This is a genomic window from Streptomyces yangpuensis (assembly GCF_001005295.1).
Classification (GTDB): Bacteria; Actinomycetota; Actinomycetes; order Streptomycetales; family Streptomycetaceae; genus Streptomyces; species Streptomyces yangpuensis.
In genome coordinates this window covers 96,860-116,500 of record NZ_LBMK01000002.1, presented here as the reverse complement: position 1 = coordinate 116,500, position 19,641 = coordinate 96,860, and the positions used below count along the sequence as shown (strand labels likewise).

The 19,641-nt window shown below is 74.6% G+C and carries 12 protein-coding genes; 11 read left to right on the top strand and 1 reads right to left on the bottom strand.

Annotated elements, in window-relative coordinates:
* The first annotated feature begins 47 nt into the window (after positions 1-47).
* The 10 genes from AAT21_RS05895 to AAT21_RS05850 all read left to right on the top strand — a co-directional run bounded on the left by AAT21_RS05895 (position 48) and on the right by AAT21_RS05850 (position 17,498).
* Positions 48-908 carry a Crp/Fnr family transcriptional regulator gene (locus tag AAT21_RS05895; RefSeq protein ID WP_052757662.1) on the top strand — a complete coding sequence of 287 codons (861 nt, stop codon included), beginning with the start codon at positions 48-50 and terminating at the stop codon, positions 906-908.
* A gap of 176 nt (positions 909-1,084) precedes the next feature.
* On the top strand, positions 1,085-2,899 hold the full coding sequence (locus AAT21_RS34345; protein WP_157879632.1) for a hypothetical protein: 1,815 nt from the start codon (positions 1,085-1,087) through the stop codon (positions 2,897-2,899).
* Positions 2,896-3,450 (top strand): hypothetical protein, encoded by a 555-nt coding sequence (locus AAT21_RS34340; RefSeq protein WP_052757660.1) that lies wholly within the window; start codon positions 2,896-2,898, stop codon positions 3,448-3,450. The genes AAT21_RS34345 and AAT21_RS34340 overlap by 4 nt, the downstream gene beginning before the upstream one ends.
* A gap of 64 nt (positions 3,451-3,514) precedes the next feature.
* Positions 3,515-6,154 carry a P-loop NTPase family protein gene (locus tag AAT21_RS05880; RefSeq protein ID WP_046775713.1) on the top strand — a complete coding sequence of 880 codons (2,640 nt, stop codon included), beginning with the start codon at positions 3,515-3,517 and terminating at the stop codon, positions 6,152-6,154.
* Position 6,155: 1 nt separating this feature from the next.
* On the top strand, positions 6,156-9,623 hold the full coding sequence (locus AAT21_RS05875) for an acetate and sugar kinases/Hsc70/actin family protein (RefSeq protein WP_046775712.1): 3,468 nt from the start codon (positions 6,156-6,158) through the stop codon (positions 9,621-9,623).
* Complete coding sequence (locus AAT21_RS05870; protein WP_046775711.1) at positions 9,623-11,293, top strand: hypothetical protein; 1,671 nt, start codon at positions 9,623-9,625, stop codon at positions 11,291-11,293. The genes AAT21_RS05875 and AAT21_RS05870 overlap by 1 nt, the downstream gene beginning before the upstream one ends.
* Positions 11,290-12,735: a hypothetical protein gene (locus tag AAT21_RS05865; RefSeq protein ID WP_157879631.1), complete on the top strand. Its 1,446-nt coding sequence runs from the start codon at positions 11,290-11,292 to the stop codon at positions 12,733-12,735. The genes AAT21_RS05870 and AAT21_RS05865 overlap by 4 nt, the downstream gene beginning before the upstream one ends.
* Positions 12,732-14,096 carry a PP2C family serine/threonine-protein phosphatase gene (locus tag AAT21_RS05860; RefSeq protein ID WP_046775709.1) on the top strand — a complete coding sequence of 455 codons (1,365 nt, stop codon included), beginning with the start codon at positions 12,732-12,734 and terminating at the stop codon, positions 14,094-14,096. The genes AAT21_RS05865 and AAT21_RS05860 overlap by 4 nt, the downstream gene beginning before the upstream one ends.
* Before the next feature lie 92 nt (positions 14,097-14,188).
* The gene (recQ, locus tag AAT21_RS05855; protein ID WP_046775708.1) at positions 14,189-16,207 is read left to right on the top strand and encodes a DNA helicase RecQ; all 2,019 of its coding nucleotides are present in this window, start codon (positions 14,189-14,191) and stop codon (positions 16,205-16,207) included.
* Between the two features lie 319 nt (positions 16,208-16,526).
* Positions 16,527-17,498: a 5'-nucleotidase gene (locus tag AAT21_RS05850; protein WP_046775707.1), complete on the top strand. Its 972-nt coding sequence runs from the start codon at positions 16,527-16,529 to the stop codon at positions 17,496-17,498.
* 15 nt (positions 17,499-17,513) lie between these two features.
* Here the strand turns inward: AAT21_RS05850 and AAT21_RS05845 are convergent, their stop codons facing one another.
* The gene (locus tag AAT21_RS05845; protein WP_046775706.1) at positions 17,514-18,539 is read right to left on the bottom strand and encodes a LacI family DNA-binding transcriptional regulator; all 1,026 of its coding nucleotides are present in this window, start codon (positions 18,537-18,539) and stop codon (positions 17,514-17,516) included.
* Positions 18,540-18,556: 17 nt separating this feature from the next.
* Here AAT21_RS05845 and AAT21_RS05840 point away from each other — a divergent pair, with 17 nt between their 5' ends.
* On the top strand, positions 18,557-19,501 hold the full coding sequence (locus AAT21_RS05840; protein ID WP_046775705.1) for a nitrilase-related carbon-nitrogen hydrolase: 945 nt from the start codon (positions 18,557-18,559) through the stop codon (positions 19,499-19,501).
* Positions 19,502-19,641 lie beyond the last annotated feature (140 nt).

Here is a 19,641-nt window from a genome sequence, read left to right as displayed (position 1 = left end):
CCAGGAACCACACGACCGCGGTGAGTCGTTGGCCCCAGGGCACACTCATGGCCAATCTGGCGGCCGACGACCGGGAGACGCTGATCGGCCTGGGCAGGGTCGTCACGTACGGCGTCGGGGAGACCCTCATACGGGAAGGAGGCCCCGAGACCACGGCCCTGCTGATCACCGCGGGCTGCGTGAAGGTCTTCGGCGGCGCCGAGGACGGCGCCACCGTGCTGCTGGCCCTGCGGGTGCACGGCGAGATCGTCGGTGAGATCTCCGCGCTGGACGGCCAGCCGCGGTCGGCCACCGTGGTCGCCGTCCGGCCCACCGCCACCCGGGTCCTGACCTCCGCCGCCTTCCGCTCCTTCTTACGCGAGAGCCCGACCGCGGCGGAGGTCGTACAGCGGTCGGTGGCGGGCAAGCTGCGGGGTGCCACGCGTCACCGCATCAACTCCAGCAGCGGTACGGCGACGGTCCGTCTCGCCCGTACCCTCGACAACCTGGTCCGCAGCTATGCGCGCTCGGTCCCCGAGGGGCTGCGGATCGACGTACCGCTGAGCCACGCGGACCTCGCCGCCCTCGCCGGGATCTCCGACGCCAGCGTGCAGCGCGCACTGCGCAGCCTGCGCGCCGCCGGCGCCGTGGCCACCAAGTACCGGGGCGTGATCGTCCGCGACCCCGGCATCCTGCGGGCCATCGCCGGGCAGAGCGGCTGGCCGGCCTCCGACGAGAACCTGCTCCCGGGGATCCCCACCCCGCGCGGCCCGCGGCCGCCCCGGCCCAAGCAGCCGCCGTTGCGGCCGCGTCCGCCCCGTGCCGAACCGGTCACCGGCCCCTACAGCGCGCCCCTTGCCGCACACGGCCCGGCGCCCGCTCCGGCGGCGCCGCCGGACGAGGACGGCCCGCTGTCCGAGACGGGCTGAATCCGCCGCACCGGCCGGCACCGGCGCGTACCCGTCCGTACCGCGTACCCGTCCGTACCGCGTACCCGTCCGTACCGGTCCGGGCCGTGTCCGAAAAGGCGTCACCTGACCAATTCTCATGAGGCTCCTCCGGCGACAGTGGGCACGACGGCCAACGCGCTTGGGGAGTTGGTGTGGTGACACAACGCAGATTCGGACGCGCTCCCTGGCGCTCCCGGGAGCAGCAGGAACCGGCGCGACCGTCCGTCGTGCCGGGCCCGACCCACCGCAATCCACAGGCACTCGCCGCGGAGCTGCGGGAACTGGCCGCCCACCCGCGGGCCGGCTCCCACGGGGCCGCGCTGCGGGAGCTGGCGGACTCAGTGGCGCGCGGCTCCGGCCTGGAGGTCTGGGCGGGCGGCGGCCTGGTCGCGGCGTACGGCGGGCCCGACGCCCTGGCGCCGGGGCCGGACGAGGACGCCGCACGGGGCCGCAGGCTGGGCGCCCTGCCCACCGTCCTGGTCTTCGTACCGCTGCTGATCACCTGGTTCGGGCTGGGTGCCGCCGCCTGGGCGTACCAGCGGATGCGGGATTCGGGCAGCACGGCCCAGGGGTCGTTCCTGACGCTGTGGCAGCAGGGCTTCGACGGACGGCTGTGGCCGGTGCTGCGCTTCGACATGATGGCGCTGTGGACGGTCCTGGCCCTGTCCGCGCTGGCCACGGCCACCCTGATGCGGCACCGCTGGGAGGAGCGGGACGAGAGCGAACGCCGACTGCTGTCCCAGCGGCTGTCCGGGGCGCTCGTGCAGACCCAGGCACTGGCGGCCGGCGCCGCCGCGGCCTCTCCCGGACGGTTCACGGCCGAGCTCCAGGGCGCGGCCGAGCGGCTGCGCGCCCTGCTGGGCCAGGCCGCCACCGTCCAGCAGTGCGCCCGGGACCTGATCGTCCAGGCGGACGGCGCGGCCGGTCGCAGCGTCGCCGCCACGGCCGCGCTCGCCTCCGCGGCGGACGCGCTGCGCTCGGGCACGCAGCAGATGCGCGCGTCGGCGCAGACCGCCTCGGCGGCGGCGGAGCAGGTGGCGGCCGGGAGCCGGCTGCTGGCGGAGAGCGTCGACTCGGCCGTCACCACCCTGCGTACGTCGGTCACGGAGTCCTTCGTGACCGCCGGGCGGGACGCGGCGCGGCTCATCGGCGCGGCCGGTGAGTCCGTCGCGTCCCGGTTCGACACGGTCGCGGCGGCGGCCGACGAACGCGGATCCGCCGCGGCCGGGCACGCGGCGGAGTCGATGGACCGGGTGGGCCGGGAGGTCCGCGACGCGCTGACGGCGGCCCGCGGGTCCTTCGCCGAGTCGACGCAGCTCCTGGGCTCGGCCGTGAACGGCCTGGACCGTTCGCTGACCACGCTCCCCTCCTCGCTGGAGTCCTCCGCGTCCGAGGGGGCCGAGCGGATCGGCATGGCCTACGAGCTCGCGGTCGCCGCCCTCTCCGCCTCCCTGCGGCAGGAGGTCCGTGCCGTGTCAGCGGAACTGGGCGACCGGATCGAGGAGTTGCGGGAGGCAGTGGCGGACCGGCAGAGCACGGAGCAGGACCTGCGGGCCGGGCGCGCCCTCTACGAGACCCAACTGGGCGCTGCGGTCGCGGAGTTCCACGACACGGTGCGCGCACTGACCAAGGCGCTGCGGGAGTCGGGCCCCGCGGTGGCCGACGGCGCGCGGCACCGGGCCGCCCGGCCCGCGGAGGGCACCGGGGACGGCGGGGACGGCGGCCCGCGAGACGCTGCGGACGCCCCCGGCCGGAACCTGCAGACCCCCACGGGCGCCGCACCGGACGCACCCGGCGCCGCGGCCCACCGCCGGCACCGCGGCGACCCGTCGGCCCCCGACCAGCACCCCAGCCGCCAGGACCACAGCGACCCGCCCGCCCCCGGCCGGGGCCCTGCCGGCCCCCCGGCCGCCGGCCGCGGCGCGCACGGCGACGCGGGTACCGGGGGCGACCGGGAGGAGGTGCGGTGAGCCGGGACTCCGGACGCCCGGCCGGCACCTACCTCGCCGGGTGGCTGTTCGCGGACCTGCTGCTGGTGATCGTGCTCGTGGTGCTCGGCAGCGAGATGCCGGTGGCCGCCCCGGACCCGCACCCGACGCCGACACCCACGGCCACGGCCGATCCGTCGCGGAGCCCCTCCCCCACCCCCTCGGACACCTCCCGGCCCGGCGGGCTCGACCCGGTCACCGTCTCGGTCGGCATCCGCCTCGACCCCGACGCCCTGATCGCGGGCAGCCCCTCCGAGACCGCCGAGCTCGCCCGGCAGGTCAACGAGGAGATCAAGCGCTACGCGGGCCGCACCGCGGCCTTCGTGATGGTGTTCGGCACCGTCCGCTCCGGCGGCTCCGTCGACAACGGGCGCAGCGACGCGTACGCCACCGCGGTGGCACGACAACTTCCCCAGGCCGCCCCGCGGTTCTTCCCCCCGTACTCGGAGAAGATCATCCGCGGCTACCACGACAGCGGTGCGGGCATCGCCTCCGGCACCGCGCGGATCGAGCTCTTCTTCCTGCTGCCCTGACCGGACGCCCCTTCAGCGGCCGACAGTTGGGCGGCCCGACAGCCTCGACGGAGTGTGGATCGCTGTGACCTCCACGACGAACAACCTGAGCCTCGCCGACCTCCGGCTCTTCGCCCAGCAGACCCTGACGATGCTCAGCGAGCAGGACGTCCCCGACACACCCGAGGCGCACGCGTCACGGGACCGCGTCCAGGCCCTGGCCGGCGAACTCGCCTCCCGGCTCGACGCGCCGGTCACCATCGGTGTGGTCGGGGAGTACTCGGTCGGCAAGTCCCTCCTCCTCGGCACCCTGCTCGGCCGCCCCGACCTGCTGCCGGTCGAGGCCGCCCCCAGCACGGGCAACATCACGGTGCTGGAGCTGACGCGCGGCGCACCGGGCAGTCGGACGACCGTCTCCTCGACCACCGACATCACCTTCCTCGACGAGGACCGGCTCGCCGCCTGCGTGGGCGCCATCCTCGGCGAGCTCGTCGCCACCGTGGACGCCAAGCACCCGCAGCTCGGCGCGCGCGAGATGCTCGGCGGCTACAACCCGGTCACCGACCCGCGCGGCTGGGCGCCCTTCGAGGCCTGGTACCCGCGGCTGTGGCCGTCGGGCACCGGTCCGGTCGCCTTCGAGACGATCTCGGCGGCACACCGCGATGCCGTCACCGAGCTGTGCCGGATCCGGGACGCCGCGCTCGGCCAGCAGGACCTGCTGGGCAAGCCCATCGGCGTGGCGACGGAGTCGATCCGCGCGGCCCTCGTGCTGGAGGCGGCCCGGCGCACCCCGCCGACGGCTCCCAAGCGCAACGTACAGCCCTTCGACATGGCACAGCTGAAGCAGGAGAAGACCGCGCCGGACGCGCTGCGGCGGGCCTTCCCGCTGATCGAGCGGGTGACGCAAGCGGTCACGCTGTCCCCGGACCACTGGGACATCGGCGGGCTGACCGCCGAGGAGCACACCGTCCGGCTGCTGGACTTCCCCGGCATCGGGGCGGCGGGGTCCTACGGGCGGGACACCTTCCTCAGCCGCCGCGAGCTCGTGAACGTCCACACGATCCTGCTGGTGCTCAGCGCCTCGCGGGCGGAGTCCAAGGGCGCCTCGGCGTTCTGGGACATGCTCACCGAGGACGGGCGGCAGCCGCAGGCGCTGGCCAGCGCCGCGCTGGTCGCCGCCAACGCCTTCGACCTGGCCAAGCCCCCGGCCCTCAGCCAGTACCCGGAAGGGCCGCTGCCGCTGGAGAAACTGCTGCCCCACGCCGCCGAGGTCAACGGGATCCACGTCTACGGCAACAAGTTCGTGGCGCAGCGCGAGGACGGCATCGTCGCGGTGTCCTCGGTCAACGCCATCCGCACGCACAAGCTGTCCTACACCCGGACCTCCCCCGAGACCCACGACCGGATCCGGGCGGCGCTGAACGACCTGGATCCGCCGGGGACCCGGCGGTGGGAGCCGATCGCGGCCCGGCTGGCGGCGGCCGACCCGGGCAACGCGTGGACGCCTCGGCTGCGCGCGTACGACGACGACGGCGGCATCACGCGACTGCGCACCCTGATCGTGCAGCACGTACGACGCCACGGGGTCGCCCAGAAGCTGGAGCGGGCGCAGAGCTCCCACCACAAGCTCACCCGCGAACTCGCCGTGCTGCGCGGCCACGTACGGCGCGCGGGCGGCGGCCGCACCGAGGAGTACCGGGAACTGTCGCAGAAGCTGACGGAGTTCCGCAGGCTGCTCGACCGCATGCTGCCGGCCCTGCACGCGCTGCGCGCCGACGGCCTGCCGGGCGGACCGGACGGCGGACCCGACATGCAGGAGGCGGGCGGCCGGCCGCCGCGGCGCGGCGAGACCGCGGAGGCGGTGCGCGACGAGGTGTTCGACTGGCGGGAGTGGCAGGAGCTGCTGGGGCGGGCCGAGCGGGACCGGCACCACCTGGTGCCCCGCAGCGAGCCGCCGTCCAGCCAGGGCATCCGGATCGGCCTGCGCCCGGGACGCGCGGCGGCGGCCGCGCGCACCGCGGCGGGCTCCGGTGGCGGCGGCGACGGCGCCTCGGCGGACTCCACCGAGGCCTTCCTGGACAAGTTCCGTTCGCTGATCGAGCGCCGTACGGACGAGGGCCGCGACCAGCTCCGTGCCTGGTTCGAGAACTGGGTGGCGTACTGGCGCGAGGAGTTCGGGCCGCTGCGTGCCTGGATGGAGGACGAGGCCACCGACGCCGTGCTCACCGAGTTGTTCACGCGGCTGCGCGGCAGCGCGCAGAAGGCCGACCATCAGCTGAACCACCTGTGGACGGCGCTGGATCCGGTCACGGCGACGGAGCGGGTCACCGAGCTGCTGTCCGCGCCCGGGCCCAGCGCCGAGGAGCAGGAGGCCCGGTTCCCGGCCCGGTCCCCGCACGCCCTGCCGTGGCACCACCGGATGCCGCTGCTCGACCCGCAGTCCGAGGAACGCGAGCGGCATCCGCGGTCGGTGGTGCAGCTGCGCCAGAACACGGCGGACGCGGCCGCCCGGCTGGTCACCGAGTACCTGGGGCGCGCCCTCGCCCGGATCGAGAAGGACCTCGTCGCCCTGTACACGAAGGCGAACGAGTACCTGCCCACGGAGACGGAGGTACGGCCACCGCGCCCTTCCTTCCCGTCCGCCTCCGCGGCCCACGACGGCGCGGAGGACTCCGAGCCCGATCAGCCCATCGACGTCCTCATCCGAGCCTGGAGCACCGACTGACATGAGCGCCGCACTGAACATCTCCTTCTGTGCCCCGCACACCGGCGCCGCCTCCGGCGTGGTCGCGCTGGGGCGCAAGCACTTCCGTCTGTACGCGGGCCCGGACGGCATCCCACTGCCCGAGGTGGTCCTGGAACAGGACGAGGAGGTCGGCGGCCCCGCGGTCGTCACCGTCCACCTGCCCGCCCGGATCGAGGTACGGGCCGAGAGCGGGAGTCTGATCCCCGCCCAGCTGGCCTATGCGCTCCAGGCCTGCTGGGTGCCGCAGGAGTTCGCCCCGATCACCGTGGACGGGCCGCGGACCCTGTCGTCCGAGGCTCTGCTGCCGACATCCCTGGTGCATCCCGAAACGGGGCCGGCGGTCACCCCGGACGGCGAGCCCCTGCGGCTGGACGTCTACTGGAGCGTGGACTACGCCGGCTCTCAGGGTGCCGAGACGGCGCACGGGGCGGTCATGCTGGAGTTCGCCCCGCCCGGCGAACGGCCCGGCCCGGTCCCGCAGGCGCAGGAGGAGGACGACCACCTCCAGCTGCGCGACCTGGCGGGCACCAGCCATCAGCACGAGTTCGTCGTCGTGGACTTCGGTACGACCGCGTCGACGGCGACCCTGCACGACGAGAAGAAGGTCAAGCAGCGGCTGGTGGACCGGGCGCAGTCGGCCTCCCTGTCCGCGATGCTGGCGGACCTGCTGGGGCCGCCCGCCGACGCGCCGCCCGCCTGGCGCGAGGAGGTGAAGGCGCTGCTCGCCGGTACCGTCACGCTGCCGCGCGAGGAGGACACCGGGACGACGGGGAGCACGGTACTGGCACGGGTGGCGGAGCCCGCGGCCGCCGACGCGCTGATGCTGCGCGTGGAGAGCATCCGCCAGCAGGCCGGACCGGAGCTGCGGCGGTGGCTCAACCGGCGGCTGCACGCCGGCTACGCGACGGTGATCGGCACCCCGCCGCTGGAACGGCACGGGATCCAGCCGGTCGAGTACCCGGACGGCACCGGCCGGCGCACCCACGCCCCGGCCAGCGCGATGCTGGAGGTGGAGTATCCCGGCGCGGTGGTGCCCGAGGACCCGAAGGCGCGGCGCTTCGAGCTGTGCGGAGACGACACCCACGGCCTGACGGGCATCAAGCGGGCCGCTCTGCAGCTCAAGCCCGAGCCGGTGGCGGGCAGCGACCTGTCCGCCGACCACCTCGCGCAGCACATGTACCTGCTGCTGGTGGAGGGCGCCGAGGAGGCCACGTACAATGGGATGCTGGGCACGGTCAGCCGGGTGCCCACCGTCGTGGTGACGTATCCGACCACGATCCTGCCCGAGGTCAAGGAGCGGCTGAAGGTGCTGGTCAGCCGTGCTCTGGGCGGCCCGATGACCGTCATGGACTACGACGAGGGCCTGGCCGCCGGGCTGTACTTCCTGATGCGGGACCTGACCGACGACCTCAACGCGGGGCTGGAGGCCCTGCGGGCGCGGTGCCGCCGGGTCGGGGACGCTCCGCCGACCTGGCACCGCATCATGCTGGTGATCGACATCGGCGGCGGCACCACCGATATCGCGCTGCTGCGGCTGACGCTGGTCGACCAGACCCCCGAGCTGACCGAGGAGCAGGAGTTCGTCGCGGGCCGCAGCTACCGGCTGGAGCCCGAACTGCTCGGTTCGACGGGCCACGAACGGCTGGGCGGGGACCTGCTGACGCTCCAGGTGCTGTACTGGATCAAGGCCCGGCTCGTGGACGCACTGCGCTCCCCCGGCCGGGAGGACGGCGACCCGCAGGACGGGGCCGATCCGGCGGTGGGCGCCGGTCCGCGGGTGGAGCGGCGCGCGCTCGCCGAGGCCGTCGCCGAACAGGCCGCGGACCAGCTGGACACCATCGTCTCCGACGACATCCGGCAGATCCTGTCCGACTGCCTGCCCACGGACTGGGCGGGGGTCGGCGACCCGGCCGAACGGGAGGCCCGCTACACCCGCTTCCGGCTGCTGTGGCGGCTCGCCGAGCGCAAGAAGCGGGAACTGGGCGAGGCGGGAGCCGTGGAAGCCGTCCTCAAGCACGAGGACGTCGACGCGATCCTGCGAGCCGCGCCGCACACCCTGGGCACGGTGAGCGGTCCCCTCACCCTCGACGCGGGCGAGTTCCGCAAACTGATGCGGCCCGTGCTGCGGCGGGCGGCGAAACTGGGCGCGGATCTGGTGCGCGGCTCGTTCCGGCGGATCCACGAGGAGAACACGCAGCGCGCGGAGCAGGGGCTGGACCCGCTGCCGGAGCCGGTGCTCGACCAGGTGGTACTGTCGGGACGCACCAGCGCCCTGGAACAGCTCCAGGAGCAGGTCGTCTCGGCGCTGCGCCAGGACGAGTCGGACGGCAGGACGGGGCTGGGCTGGCACGAGGCCACGGAACTGTCCGTCGAGCGGGAGTTCGCCAAGCAGGCCACCTCCCTCGGCGCCGCGTGGGCGCACTCGATCCGCAACCGGTCCGGGCAGATCGACCGCACGCGCGACACGGGCGGACGCACCGGCGGTTCCATCCGGATGAGCGATCTGGACATCAGGCTCCAGGGCCTCTTCTCCAGTCTGCCCTGCCACTTCGGGCCGGTCGGGCAGATGGGGCGGGTCAATCCGCTGCTGTGGGCGGGCGATCCGTTCATCGAGCTGGACTCCTCGGGCCGGCTTGGCGTGCGGACCGGATGGAACCCGCTGAGCCGCGTCGTCGAGCTGCACCGCGACATCGGATCCGGCGATTCCATCCAGTGGGGCGTCTTCGATCTCGCGCTCACGGCGAGGGCGGAGAACTTCACTCCGCTCGAATCGGTGTGGCGCCCGCCGAGCGGCCGCGGCCGCGGGGTCAACTACCAGATCGAGATGGACCACCGGCTGGTCGCGTCGATCCTGCTGTGCAACGGCCCGGCCCATCTGCTGGTGGGCGGGCTGGGGCTGGAACTCGACGGACTCGTGCCCGGCCTGTCCTTCGACCCCGACCTGCCGGGGTGCTCGGTGCCCGGCCGGATCTGCGTCGCGACGGGCGTGGACCGCAACGGCGTACGGCAGTTGACCGAGGTGTTCCCGGCGACGGAGCCGGCCGGCCCCACCGGCCGCGACGGCCTGCAACCGGCGGCCGCCGGCTATCTGCCGGAATCCTTCCACGAGACCGCCGACGCCGACGAACTCGCACTGCCGGGCCGGGTCGCGGCGATCCCTGTCCCGCCGCTGGAGGCCAACCACACCTACACGTACGAGTTCTACCTGGAGCGGGACGACGGCGACCCGGTGTTCCTGGGCCGGCTGAGCGCCGCGCAGCAGGGCCGGCACCACGCCACCCTCGACGCCCGGGGCCGGCTGCGGGTGCACCGCGGCGTGGTGCCGTACGTGCCCGCCGAGACGCTGCGCGAGGTGCAGCGGTATCCCGGGCGGGTGCTGGGGCGGCGGATGGATCCGCCGGTCGGCGACTTCAACCACCACTGGGACCCGAACAGCGGGAGGCACTGATGAGCGGCACGGACGATGGCGTACGGGCCGACGCGCTCACCGTGTGCCTGGGCGAGTTCGCGGAGGCGGCGGCCGAGGTGCTCGGCACCCCGTCGGAGTGCCGTGAGGTGGTGCTCGACGCGCTGAGCCGGTGCTGGGACGAGCTGCGATGGGTGGGCCGCCACCTCGAGCCGTACGCGAACGACCCGGCGGAGGTCTACGACCGCTTCGACTCGGCGAGGGCCTCGCTGGAGCGCGGCCTGTGGGCGGCGGGTGCTGGGGCGGCGCCGGGGGAGCCCGCGGACCGGGACCACGGGGACCGGAACCTCGGGGACCGGGACCGCAGCGCACAGGACCACGACGAGCAGGACCACGGCGAAGTGGACCGCAGCGGCCAGGAGCACGCCAGGCCGGAGCCGGCCCCGCTCGGGGCGGACGCCTCGGGAGACGGGCCCGCATCCGCAACGCAGTCGCCGCCCGACGACGGTCAGGTCGCCCCGGCACAGGTGGCGCCCGACGGCGACGCCGCGGACGGGACCGGCACGGACGCGACCGGTGAGGACCGAACCGGCACGGCGGCCGACGCGTCGGGGCCGGACCACCCGGCGGGCTCCTCCGCGACGGGCCGGACCGGCGACGAGCCGTCACCCTCCAAGGACGGCGGCCCCGATGCCGGGGCTGGGGCCGATGCCGGGGCCGGGGCCGAGCCCGCCCCCGACCCGCTGGCCGGCTTCGCCGACGCCCTCGGCGCTCTCGAAAGGAAGCTCCTCGCCGAGCAGATCCGCTTCCTGCCCCCCACAACGCAGTCCGCCGCCGTCCGCCCTGCGGCCACCGCCGCCGAACGCATCGCGGCCACCTGGCAGCGCGTGCACATGGCCCTGCTCCGGCTGCCCACCCACCCCTGCGACGAATGGCGCGCACAGGCTCGCGAAGTCGCCGCGGCCGCCGGGCTCCCCGTCCCCGCCGAGGAAGCGTCGGATCCGAACGTGATCGTTCCCGGGCTGCCGCAGGGCCTCTACGTCGCCCAGCGGGTACGGCTCGCCCTTCCCGCTCCGCGGATGGCCGCCAGATCCGTCCCCTGGGAGATCCACGAGAGGCTCGGCATCTCGCCCGAGGCCGTGATGGAGCTGCCAGCCGCGGATCCTCGGCTGGCGTGGGCCGTACGGGCCGATCAGGCGCTCCGCCTGGTGGACCTGGACCCCGAACTCCAGGTGGCCGTGTTCCCCGAATCCAGGCCGGCCGGCCTGGATTCGCAGATGGTACGGATGAGCTACCAGCAGCGCCTGCACAGCACACTGGAGGGCGCGGCCTCGGCCGTGGCGGGCGAGGGCGAGTGGTCGGCCGACAGCCGACTCGGGGCGGCCCACTCGCTCGACATGGTTCTCGGCGGGCTGATGCACAAGCGACCCGCCGCCCCGGACAGCTGGTGGGCGCGGTGGCGCGACGGCGTCTCCGAGATCCTCGATCCGCTGGCGGACAGCGCCGGATACGAACGCGTGCGCATTCCCCTGGCCAAGTGGCAGCGGTCGCACGTCGATGCCTACGCCGGCAAGACCATCCCCGGTGTCGGCGCGATCGAGGAGCCGCTGGTGCAGTGGGTGGTGTGGACGCCGCTGCGGCCCAGGGACAAGGCCGCCCCGAACGAGCACCGGGGCCGGGTCGTCATCCGTCCTCCGAAGGGCTACCGATGACACACGACCCCGTGAACACCGACGGGGCGGCGCGCTCCGGCACGACCCACCGGGCCCGGCGGGTCGGCGAGCTGCTCGGCGCGTCCGCGACGGGCCGTGCCAACGGGCTCTCGCCGCAGCTCGTGGCCGACCTCGCGGACGCCTGCGACGGCACCGGCAGGACGCCCGTCACGGTGCGCGTGGCCGTGCTGCGCGCGCACATCGGTCCGGGTTCCGCCCAGCGCCTGGTACCGCTGCTGACCGGGGTCCGCCCGCCGGGACCGCCCGCCGCGCAGGACGTCGTACCGCTCACCTACGTGCACGAACCCGCCGACCTGCCGCAGCTGCGGCTCACCGGGGCGCAGGTGCGTGCGCTGAACCGGCTGGCCGGGACGCTGGCCGCGACGGAGCACCTGGGCCTGGCGGCGCTGGCCCGGGACGGCACGGCCGCCTGGCTGCGCGTACGGGCAGCGCAGCGGCGGCGGGCGTTCTTCCGGCCCCGGTACGCGGGCCAGGAAGAGGTGGAGCGGGCCTGGCGGCGGATCCAGGACGTCACCGCGGCGGGCCTGGGAACGGCTCCCGGTGCGGTCGGTGCGGTGCTGGACGTCCCGGTGCGCCACCCGTTCCTCTTCCACGGTGATCCGCTGCCCTGGCCGGCCGCGGGCGGCGGCGCCGACGGCCGCGGGCGCATCGAGGTGACCGACCTGCCGGTGCCGCCGGGCGGCGGGCCGTCGGCGCACCTGGTGGAGGTGCTGGACGCCGCGCACCTGGTACTGGCCGCCGCCCCGGCCACGGCACTGGCGGGCGGGGAGCCGCTGCCCGCCGCCTTCCGCAGCCTGCTGGAGCGGACCCGTCCGGGCGGGGACCGGGCCGAGGTGGTGCTCGTCGCGACGACCGCCGGGCGGCGCGGCCCCGGCGCGACGGCCGCGCTGGGCGGCTGGCTGCGCGGCCGGACTCCGGTGACGGTCGGGCCCGCGGCGCGGGACCTGCCCGTGTACGCCGTCGCGGTGGTGGAGGCCGAACAGGCGCTGCGGATCCTGCGCCGCCCGCAGGGCCGGCCCGCTGCGGCGGTGGAACAGGCCCGGGCGGACTGGGAGATGTCCGGGATGCCGGAGTTGTGCGACGGGGTGCTGGGACCCGCGCTGGACCGGGTGGCCCGGACCGGAGGGGAGCTGACGCTGCGGCGCTTCCGTGCGGCGCTGCACGGCGTGCGGCTCGACCACCGCCGTCCGGCCGGCGCGCGGCGGGCCCCCGCCGGGGAGGACGACGCCGAGCGGCTGTGGGAGGAGCTGGAGGCCTTCGCCGCGGGGCCGCTGGCGGAGCGGGCGGTACGACGCTTCGCAGCACCCGGCGTACGGACCTCCTCCGCCGCCCCGCCCAGCCCCACCGCCTCCGATGCCGATGCCGATGCCGATGCCGATGTCCAGGATCCGTCCGACTCCCGGGGAGCTTCTTCGCCATGACCACCACGACCTGGCTGATCGTCCTCCTGGTGCTGTCCGTCGTCGCGAACGTCGCGCTCACGGCTCAGCTGACCGCCCGGCGGCGCAGGCCCCAGCCCCTGCTCCCGGCCACCGTGGTGACCGAGTCACCGCACACCCTGCGCGAACTGGAGGACACGCGCCAGGAACTGGAGCAGGCCCGCCGGGCCGCGGACCACGCGGCGGGGCTGATACAGGGCCGCGATCTCGAACTCGGCCGGGTCCGCGGGCTGCTCGAGCAGACCCGGGCCCAGGCGGCCGACGCGGCCGACGCCGCGGAGGAGACCCTCGCGCTGCGCAAGGAACGGGAGGGGCTCCGCGCGCGGCTGCGCGAGCTGGAGGAGGAGCTGCGGCGGCGTTCACGCGAACGCGACGACGCCCAGACCCAGGCCCTGGCCCGGATCCACGAGCTGGAGCGGCGCCTGGCGGACGCCGAGGCCCGCGTCGACGGCCCGCTGGGACCCGAGCCGGTCTCCCCGGCGATCCCCCGGCAGTTGCCGGTCGGCCGCGACACGACCACCGACAGCAGCGTGGACGGCGCCGACCTCGGGCCGGTGGTGGTACGGGCCGCGTCGGCGCGCGGCGACCGCGCCCGGCACGACGGCGAGCACCGGCGTGACGCGGTGCTGCTGCGCTTCGCCGAGGAGATCCCCGCGCCGACGCTGCTCAGCGTGGTGGCGGCGGGCGCCCCGCGCGGCCGGTGGTCGCAGTCGGCGGCCGACCGGGCCTGCCGGAGCCTGTCCACGCAGGTCGGCCGCTACGGCGAGGGCCTGGGGCGCGAGCTGTACGGACCCGACGGCGACGATGGCGCCCTCGGCGCCCTGCTGCGTACGGCGCTGCAGGGCGTCGCGCACTCGATGCGGCTGGTGACCCGGGGCGAGGGCCCGGACGGCGAGGCCGACGACGCCGCGATCGAGGTGTCGCTGACCGCGCTGCTGACCCGGCTGGGCGACGGCCGGGAACGCGAGCACCTGGCCTTCGGCGTCGGCGACGGCGCGCTGCTGCGGCTGCGGGACGGTGAGTGGAGCGTGGTGTTCACACCGGGGGAATCGGCCCTCGACCGCGCCCTGCGGTTGCCCGCGTACGCGGCGCGGGTCGGCTGGGCACGGCTGACCACGCTGCCCGGCGACGTGCTCGCGGTGTGCAGTCCGCCGATGGCGGAGCTGCTGCTGCGCGAGGACGCCGGCCCGTGGTTCGCGGCCCGGTGGGCGGGCCGGCAGCCGTATCTGACCTCGTTCCTGTCCGAGGTGAACGTCCCGGTCCGGTCCACGGGCGGCGACCGTTCCGTGGTCTGCCTGTGGGACTTCGGTGACGCCCGGGAGGCCAGGTCGGCGGTGCACTGAGACCCGTCGGGGGCCTCTTCGGTCCGCTCCCCCGCCCGCCGGGTTCCGGCGGGCGGGCCCGGGCTGTCGGCGGGTGCCGATAGGCTTCGTGGATGGCCCTTCCGGACACTTCCCCCGATACCTCCGACGCTCTGCAGGTCCTGCACCGTGTGTTCGGATACAGCTCCTTCCGCGGTGAGCAGCAGGAGATCATCGAGCAGGTGATCAGCGGCGGCGACGCCCTCGTGCTGATGCCGACCGGCGGCGGCAAGTCGCTCTGCTACCAGATCCCGGCGCTGGTCAGGGAGGGCACCGGTGTCGTGATCTCGCCGCTGATCGCCCTGATGCAGGACCAGGTGAACGCGCTCAACGCGCTCGGGGTGCGGGCCGGATTCCTCAACTCGACGCAGGACCCCTACGAGCGGCAGGCCGTCGAGCAGGCCTTCCTCGCCGACGAGCTGGACCTGCTGTACCTGGCTCCCGAGCGGCTGCGCACCGAGAGCGCCCAGCGGCTGCTCGACCGGGGCAAGGTGTCGGTCTTCGCGATCGACGAGGCGCACTGCGTCGCCCAGTGGGGTCACGACTTCCGGCCCGACTACCTGGCGCTGTCCATGCTGCACGAGCGCTGGCCGAAGGTGCCGCGGATCGCGCTGACGGCGACGGCCACCGAGGCCACCCATGCCGAGATCGTGGCGCGGCTCGGTCTGGAGGACGCCCGGCACTTCGTCGCCAGCTTCGACCGGCCGAACATCCAGTACCGCATCGTCCCGAAGAACAACCCGCTGGGGCAGCTGCTGGAGCTGATCCGCACCGAGCACGCCGGGGACGCGGGCGTCGTCTACTGCCTCTCCCGGGCCTCGGTGGAGAAGACCGCGGCCTCCCTGGTGGAGCAGGGCATCGACGCCGTGGCCTACCACGCCGGGATGGACGCCCGGGCCCGCGCGGCGAACCAGGCGCGCTTCCTGCGGGAGGAGGGGGTCGTGGTGGTGGCCACCATCGCGTTCGGCATGGGCATCGACAAGCCGGACGTGCGTTTCGTGGCGCACCTGGACCTGCCGAAGTCGGTCGAGGGCTACTACCAGGAGACCGGCCGCGCCGGCCGCGACGGCGAGCCCGCCACGGCCTGGCTGGCGTACGGCCTGCAGGACGTGGTCCAGCAGCGCAAGCTGATCGAGGGTTCGGAGGGCGACGAGGCGCACCGCCGTTCCCTGAGCATGCACCTGGACGCCATGCTGGCGCTGTGCGAGACGGTCGAGTGCCGGCGGGTGCGACTGCTGGCGTACTTCGGTCAGACGGGCACGCCCTGCGGCAACTGCGACACGTGCCTGACGCCGGGCGAGTCCTGGGACGGGACGGTCGCCGCGCAGAAGCTGCTGTCCACCGTGTGGCGGCTGGCGAAGGAGCGGCGGCAGAAGTTCGGCGCGGGCCAGATCATCGACATCCTCCAGGGCAAGAAGACGGCCAAGGTCATCCAGTTCGACCATGACGCGCTCTCGGTGTTCGGTGTCGGGGCCGACCTGGGCACGGCGGAGTGGCGGGGCGTCGTGCGCCAGCTGCTGGCGCAGCGGCTGCTGGCGGTGGAGGGCGAGTACGGGACGCTGGTGCTGACGGACGACAGCGGTGAGGTGCTGGGGGGCCGCCGCAAGGTCCCGATGCGGAAGGAGAAGGCGCCCGCGGCCGCCTCCCGCAAGGAGTCCGGGGCGCGCTCGGGGAAGGGTGCCCGTGTGCCGGTCGACCTGCCGGCAGCGGCCGAGCCGGTCTTCCTGGCGCTGCGCGCCTGGCGGGCCGAGACGGCGAAGGAGCAGGGCGTGCCGGCGTATGTCGTGTTCCACGACGCGACGCTGCGGGAGATCGCGACGCGTGTGCCCGCCACGGTGGAGGAGCTGGGCGGTATCGGCGGCGTCGGCGAGGCGAAGCTCGCCAAGTACGCGGAGGGCGTGCTGGCCACTCTGGCGGAGTGCGGTGCCGCCGTGCCCGCCCCCGCCGCCGCGCCCCCGGCCGAGACCGTCGCGCCGGGCGCCCCCGCCCCGGCCGCTTCCCGTCCGGCCCGGTCCGCGCCGCCGGAGCTCGACGAGCCGCCCTTCGACCTGGACGAGATGGCCCCGCCTCCCTGGGACGAAGACTGGCAGTGACCCGCAGGGTCCGCCCGAGGGGCCGGGTCGTCGACCGACGACCCGGCCCTTCGCCGTATGCGCACCGGGTGTGGCGGGCCCGTCACCGCACGCGCCTCCGGGAAACCTGTGCGGTCACCAGGCCGGACGGCGAAGAGTGCGACGGCTTCCTGGCGGTGCATGCCGGTTCCGGTCGCTCGTCCACCGTACGACCGCCGCCGCCCGCTCACGAGCCGCCGCCGGTGGCGTCGGGAGCGGGGTATGTATGCATGTATGTTCGGCAGGTACGGAGGAGCGGCGGTCATCGGCGATGTCGCACGGGTACCAGCAGGGGGCGTCAATGAGGTATGACCTGTCCGACCGTCTGGTGATCGGGATCGCCTCCAGCGCTCTGTTCGACCTGGCCGACTGCGACGCGGTGTTCCGGGAGCAGGGGGAGGACGCCTACCGGGCCCATCAGGAGGCCCATGTGAACGACGTCCTGGCCAAGGGTGTGGCCTTCCCCTTCGTCCGTCGCCTGCTGTCGCTGAACGACCTCGCGGAGCCGTCGGACCCGCTGGTCGAGGTGATCGTGCTGTCGCGCAACGACCCGGACAGCGGGCTGCGCGTGATGCGTTCGGTCGCCGCACACGGTCTGCCCATCAGCCGGGCCGTCTTCCGGCAGGGCCGGTCGGCACACCGCTTCATGCGCGCCCTGAACATGTCCTTGTTCCTGTCGGCCGACGGGGCCGACGTCCGTGAAGCGGTGGCGGACGGGCTGCCCGCAGGGCACGTCCTGCAGACGGCACGCGTCGACGACGAGGACGACCAGGAACTCCGCATCGCCTTCGATTTCGACGGCGTGCTGGCGAGCGACTCCTCCGAGCGGGTCTTCCGGGACGCCGGCATCGACGGCTTCCGCGCACACGAGGTCCTCAACGCGACCACCCCGCACGACCCGGGACCTTTGAGCGAGTTCCTCGCGGGGATCAACCGCATCCAGTGCCGGGAGGAGGACAGGCGCCGCGAGGACCCCGCGTACCGGCTGCGGCTGCGGGTCTCCCTGGTCACCGCCCGGGACGCGCCCGCGCACGAACGTGCCGTGCGCAGCCTCAAGCGGTGGGGGCTGCGGGTCAACGACGCGTTCTTCCTCGGCGGGATCGACAAGTCCGCCGTGATGAGCGTCCTGGATCCGCACATCTTCTTCGACGACCAGGTCTCGCACCTGAACGGAACGGCGCCGGCCACGCCCAGCGTCCACGTACCGTTCGGGGTGGTCAACACGCCCCCGCCGGACGACGCGCCCTCACCCGCCGCGTCCGCCTCCGGGTGAGGACGGCTGCCGGGATCATCCCTCGCGCAGCGTCGAGGCGCGCGTCCGCAGGGTCCACTCGTGCCGGCGGACCGTGTCGGCCGGGGTGCGGCCGGCGAGGATGTCGCACAGGAGGTCCACGCAGGCCCGGCCGTATCCGGCGGGGCACAGGTCGACGGCGGTGACGGGCGGGCTGCTGCTGCGGGTGGCGGCGCTGTCGACGCAGGAAGCGACGAGGAAGTCCTCTCCGGCAGTGCGCCCCAGGACGGCGGCCGCGCGCAGGACACCCGGCGCCGCGCCGTCGGGGGCGCAGATGACGGCGTCGGTCGCGGGGTCGGCCGCCAGCAGTGCCAGGGTGGCCCGCTCGGCCTCGTCGGCCGTGGCGGCGAAGGGGACCGGGTGGATCGCCACCGGGGTGCCGTGCTCCGCACCCCAGCTCCCGGCGGTCGCGTGCAGGGCCGCGGCCCAGGCCGAGGTGTCGGCGGGGGCCAGCAGGGCGGGCCGGCGGGCGCCGCGGGCCCGTACGTGGTCGAGGAGCGCGGTCAGCGAGGCGGAGTTGTCGCAGACGACGGCGCCGGTCGGGGCGGGTGCGGGGCCGAGGTAGCGCTCGCCGGTCACGACGGGGACGCCCGCGTCGAGCAGGGCGGGCACCGCGGGGTCGCCGACCTCCGGGTCGATGACGAGGAGGCCGTCGACCCGTGAGGCGAACCGGCCGGGGCCGCCGGCCGAGGCGGCGAGCAGGACCACGTCGAGGCCCTCTTCCTGGGCTCGGGCGACGGCGCCGAAGGCCAGGTTCATGTAGTAGTCGAGCCGGGTCGCGGTCTGGGGCAGGTACAGCCCGACGGCGCCGGTAGTGGCGCGGCGCAGTCGGCGCGCCGCGCTGTTGGGCCGGTAGCCCAGGCGTTCGGCGACCTCGTGAACCCGGTCCCGGGTGGCTTCCGCGACCCGCCCGGAGCCCTGCAGGGCGTCGGAGACGGTGCTCTTGGAGACCCCCGCGGCGCGGGCGACTGCCGGAACGTTCCGGCACGACCGAACGCGACTCTTCGCCGCGTGCCCTCCCATGCCCGTCTGGATCTCCCATGCGCCTGATCACCGCGTACGACCCGCCCGCCTCACCGTCCCGCACCCGGCCCGCCGAACGGTCCGCCCTGCGCGTGGCCGCCGTCCAGCAGCGCTGGCACCGCGACCCCGCCGAGCACCGCGCCGCCCTCCTGGAGGGCATCGCCCTGGCCGCGGCCGAGGGCGCGCGCGTGGTGTGCCTGCAGGAACTGACCCTGTCGCCGTACTTCGCCGTGGTACCCAAGGCCGACCACCCGCAGCCCGCCGAGCCGGAGGACCTGCTGACCGGCCCGACCTTCGCCTTCGCCGCCGAGGCCGCCCGCGCCCACGGCCTGTACGTGCACGCCTCCCTGCACGAGGCGGCACCGGCCCCGGACGGCACCGACGACGGGCTGGGCTACGACACGGCCGTACTGGTCGCCCCGGACGGCACGCTCGCCCTGCGCACCCGCAAGACGCACATCCCGGTGACCGAGGGCTACTACGAGGACCGCTGGTTCCGCCCGGGCCCGGCCGGCGACGACGCCTTCCCCGTGGTGACGGTGGACGAGGCCCGTTTCGGCCTGCCGACCTGCTGGGACCAGTGGTTCCCGGAGCTGGCCCGCGCCTACTCCCTGGCCGGCGCCGACGTCCTGGTCTACCCCACGGCCATCGGCTCGGAGCCGGGCCATCCGGGATTCGGCACCCAGCCGATCTGGCAGCGGGTGATCACCGGCAACGCCGCCGCCAACGCCACGTTCATGGTCGTCCCCAACCGCATCGGCTCCGAGAACGGCCTGACCTTCTACGGCAGCTCCTTCATCGCCGATCCGTACGGGCGCGTCCTGGCGCAGGCCCCCCGGGACGAGGCCGCCGTCCTGGTGGCCGACCTCGACCTCGACGCCCGCCGCGACTGGTTGGAGCTCTTTCCCTTCCTGGCCACCCGCCGCCCCGACGCCTACGCGCCGCTGACCGCCACCACCTGAGGGGCTCTGCCAGGACCCCGCACGGCCTCGCCGCCCGGCCGCACCTCAGGTCGGGCCTTTTCGCCCCGCAGATTCTGACTAAAATTTCAGTCAGATCGGATGCGTGCCCGATGCATCCCCGATGCATCCCCGACCCGAAG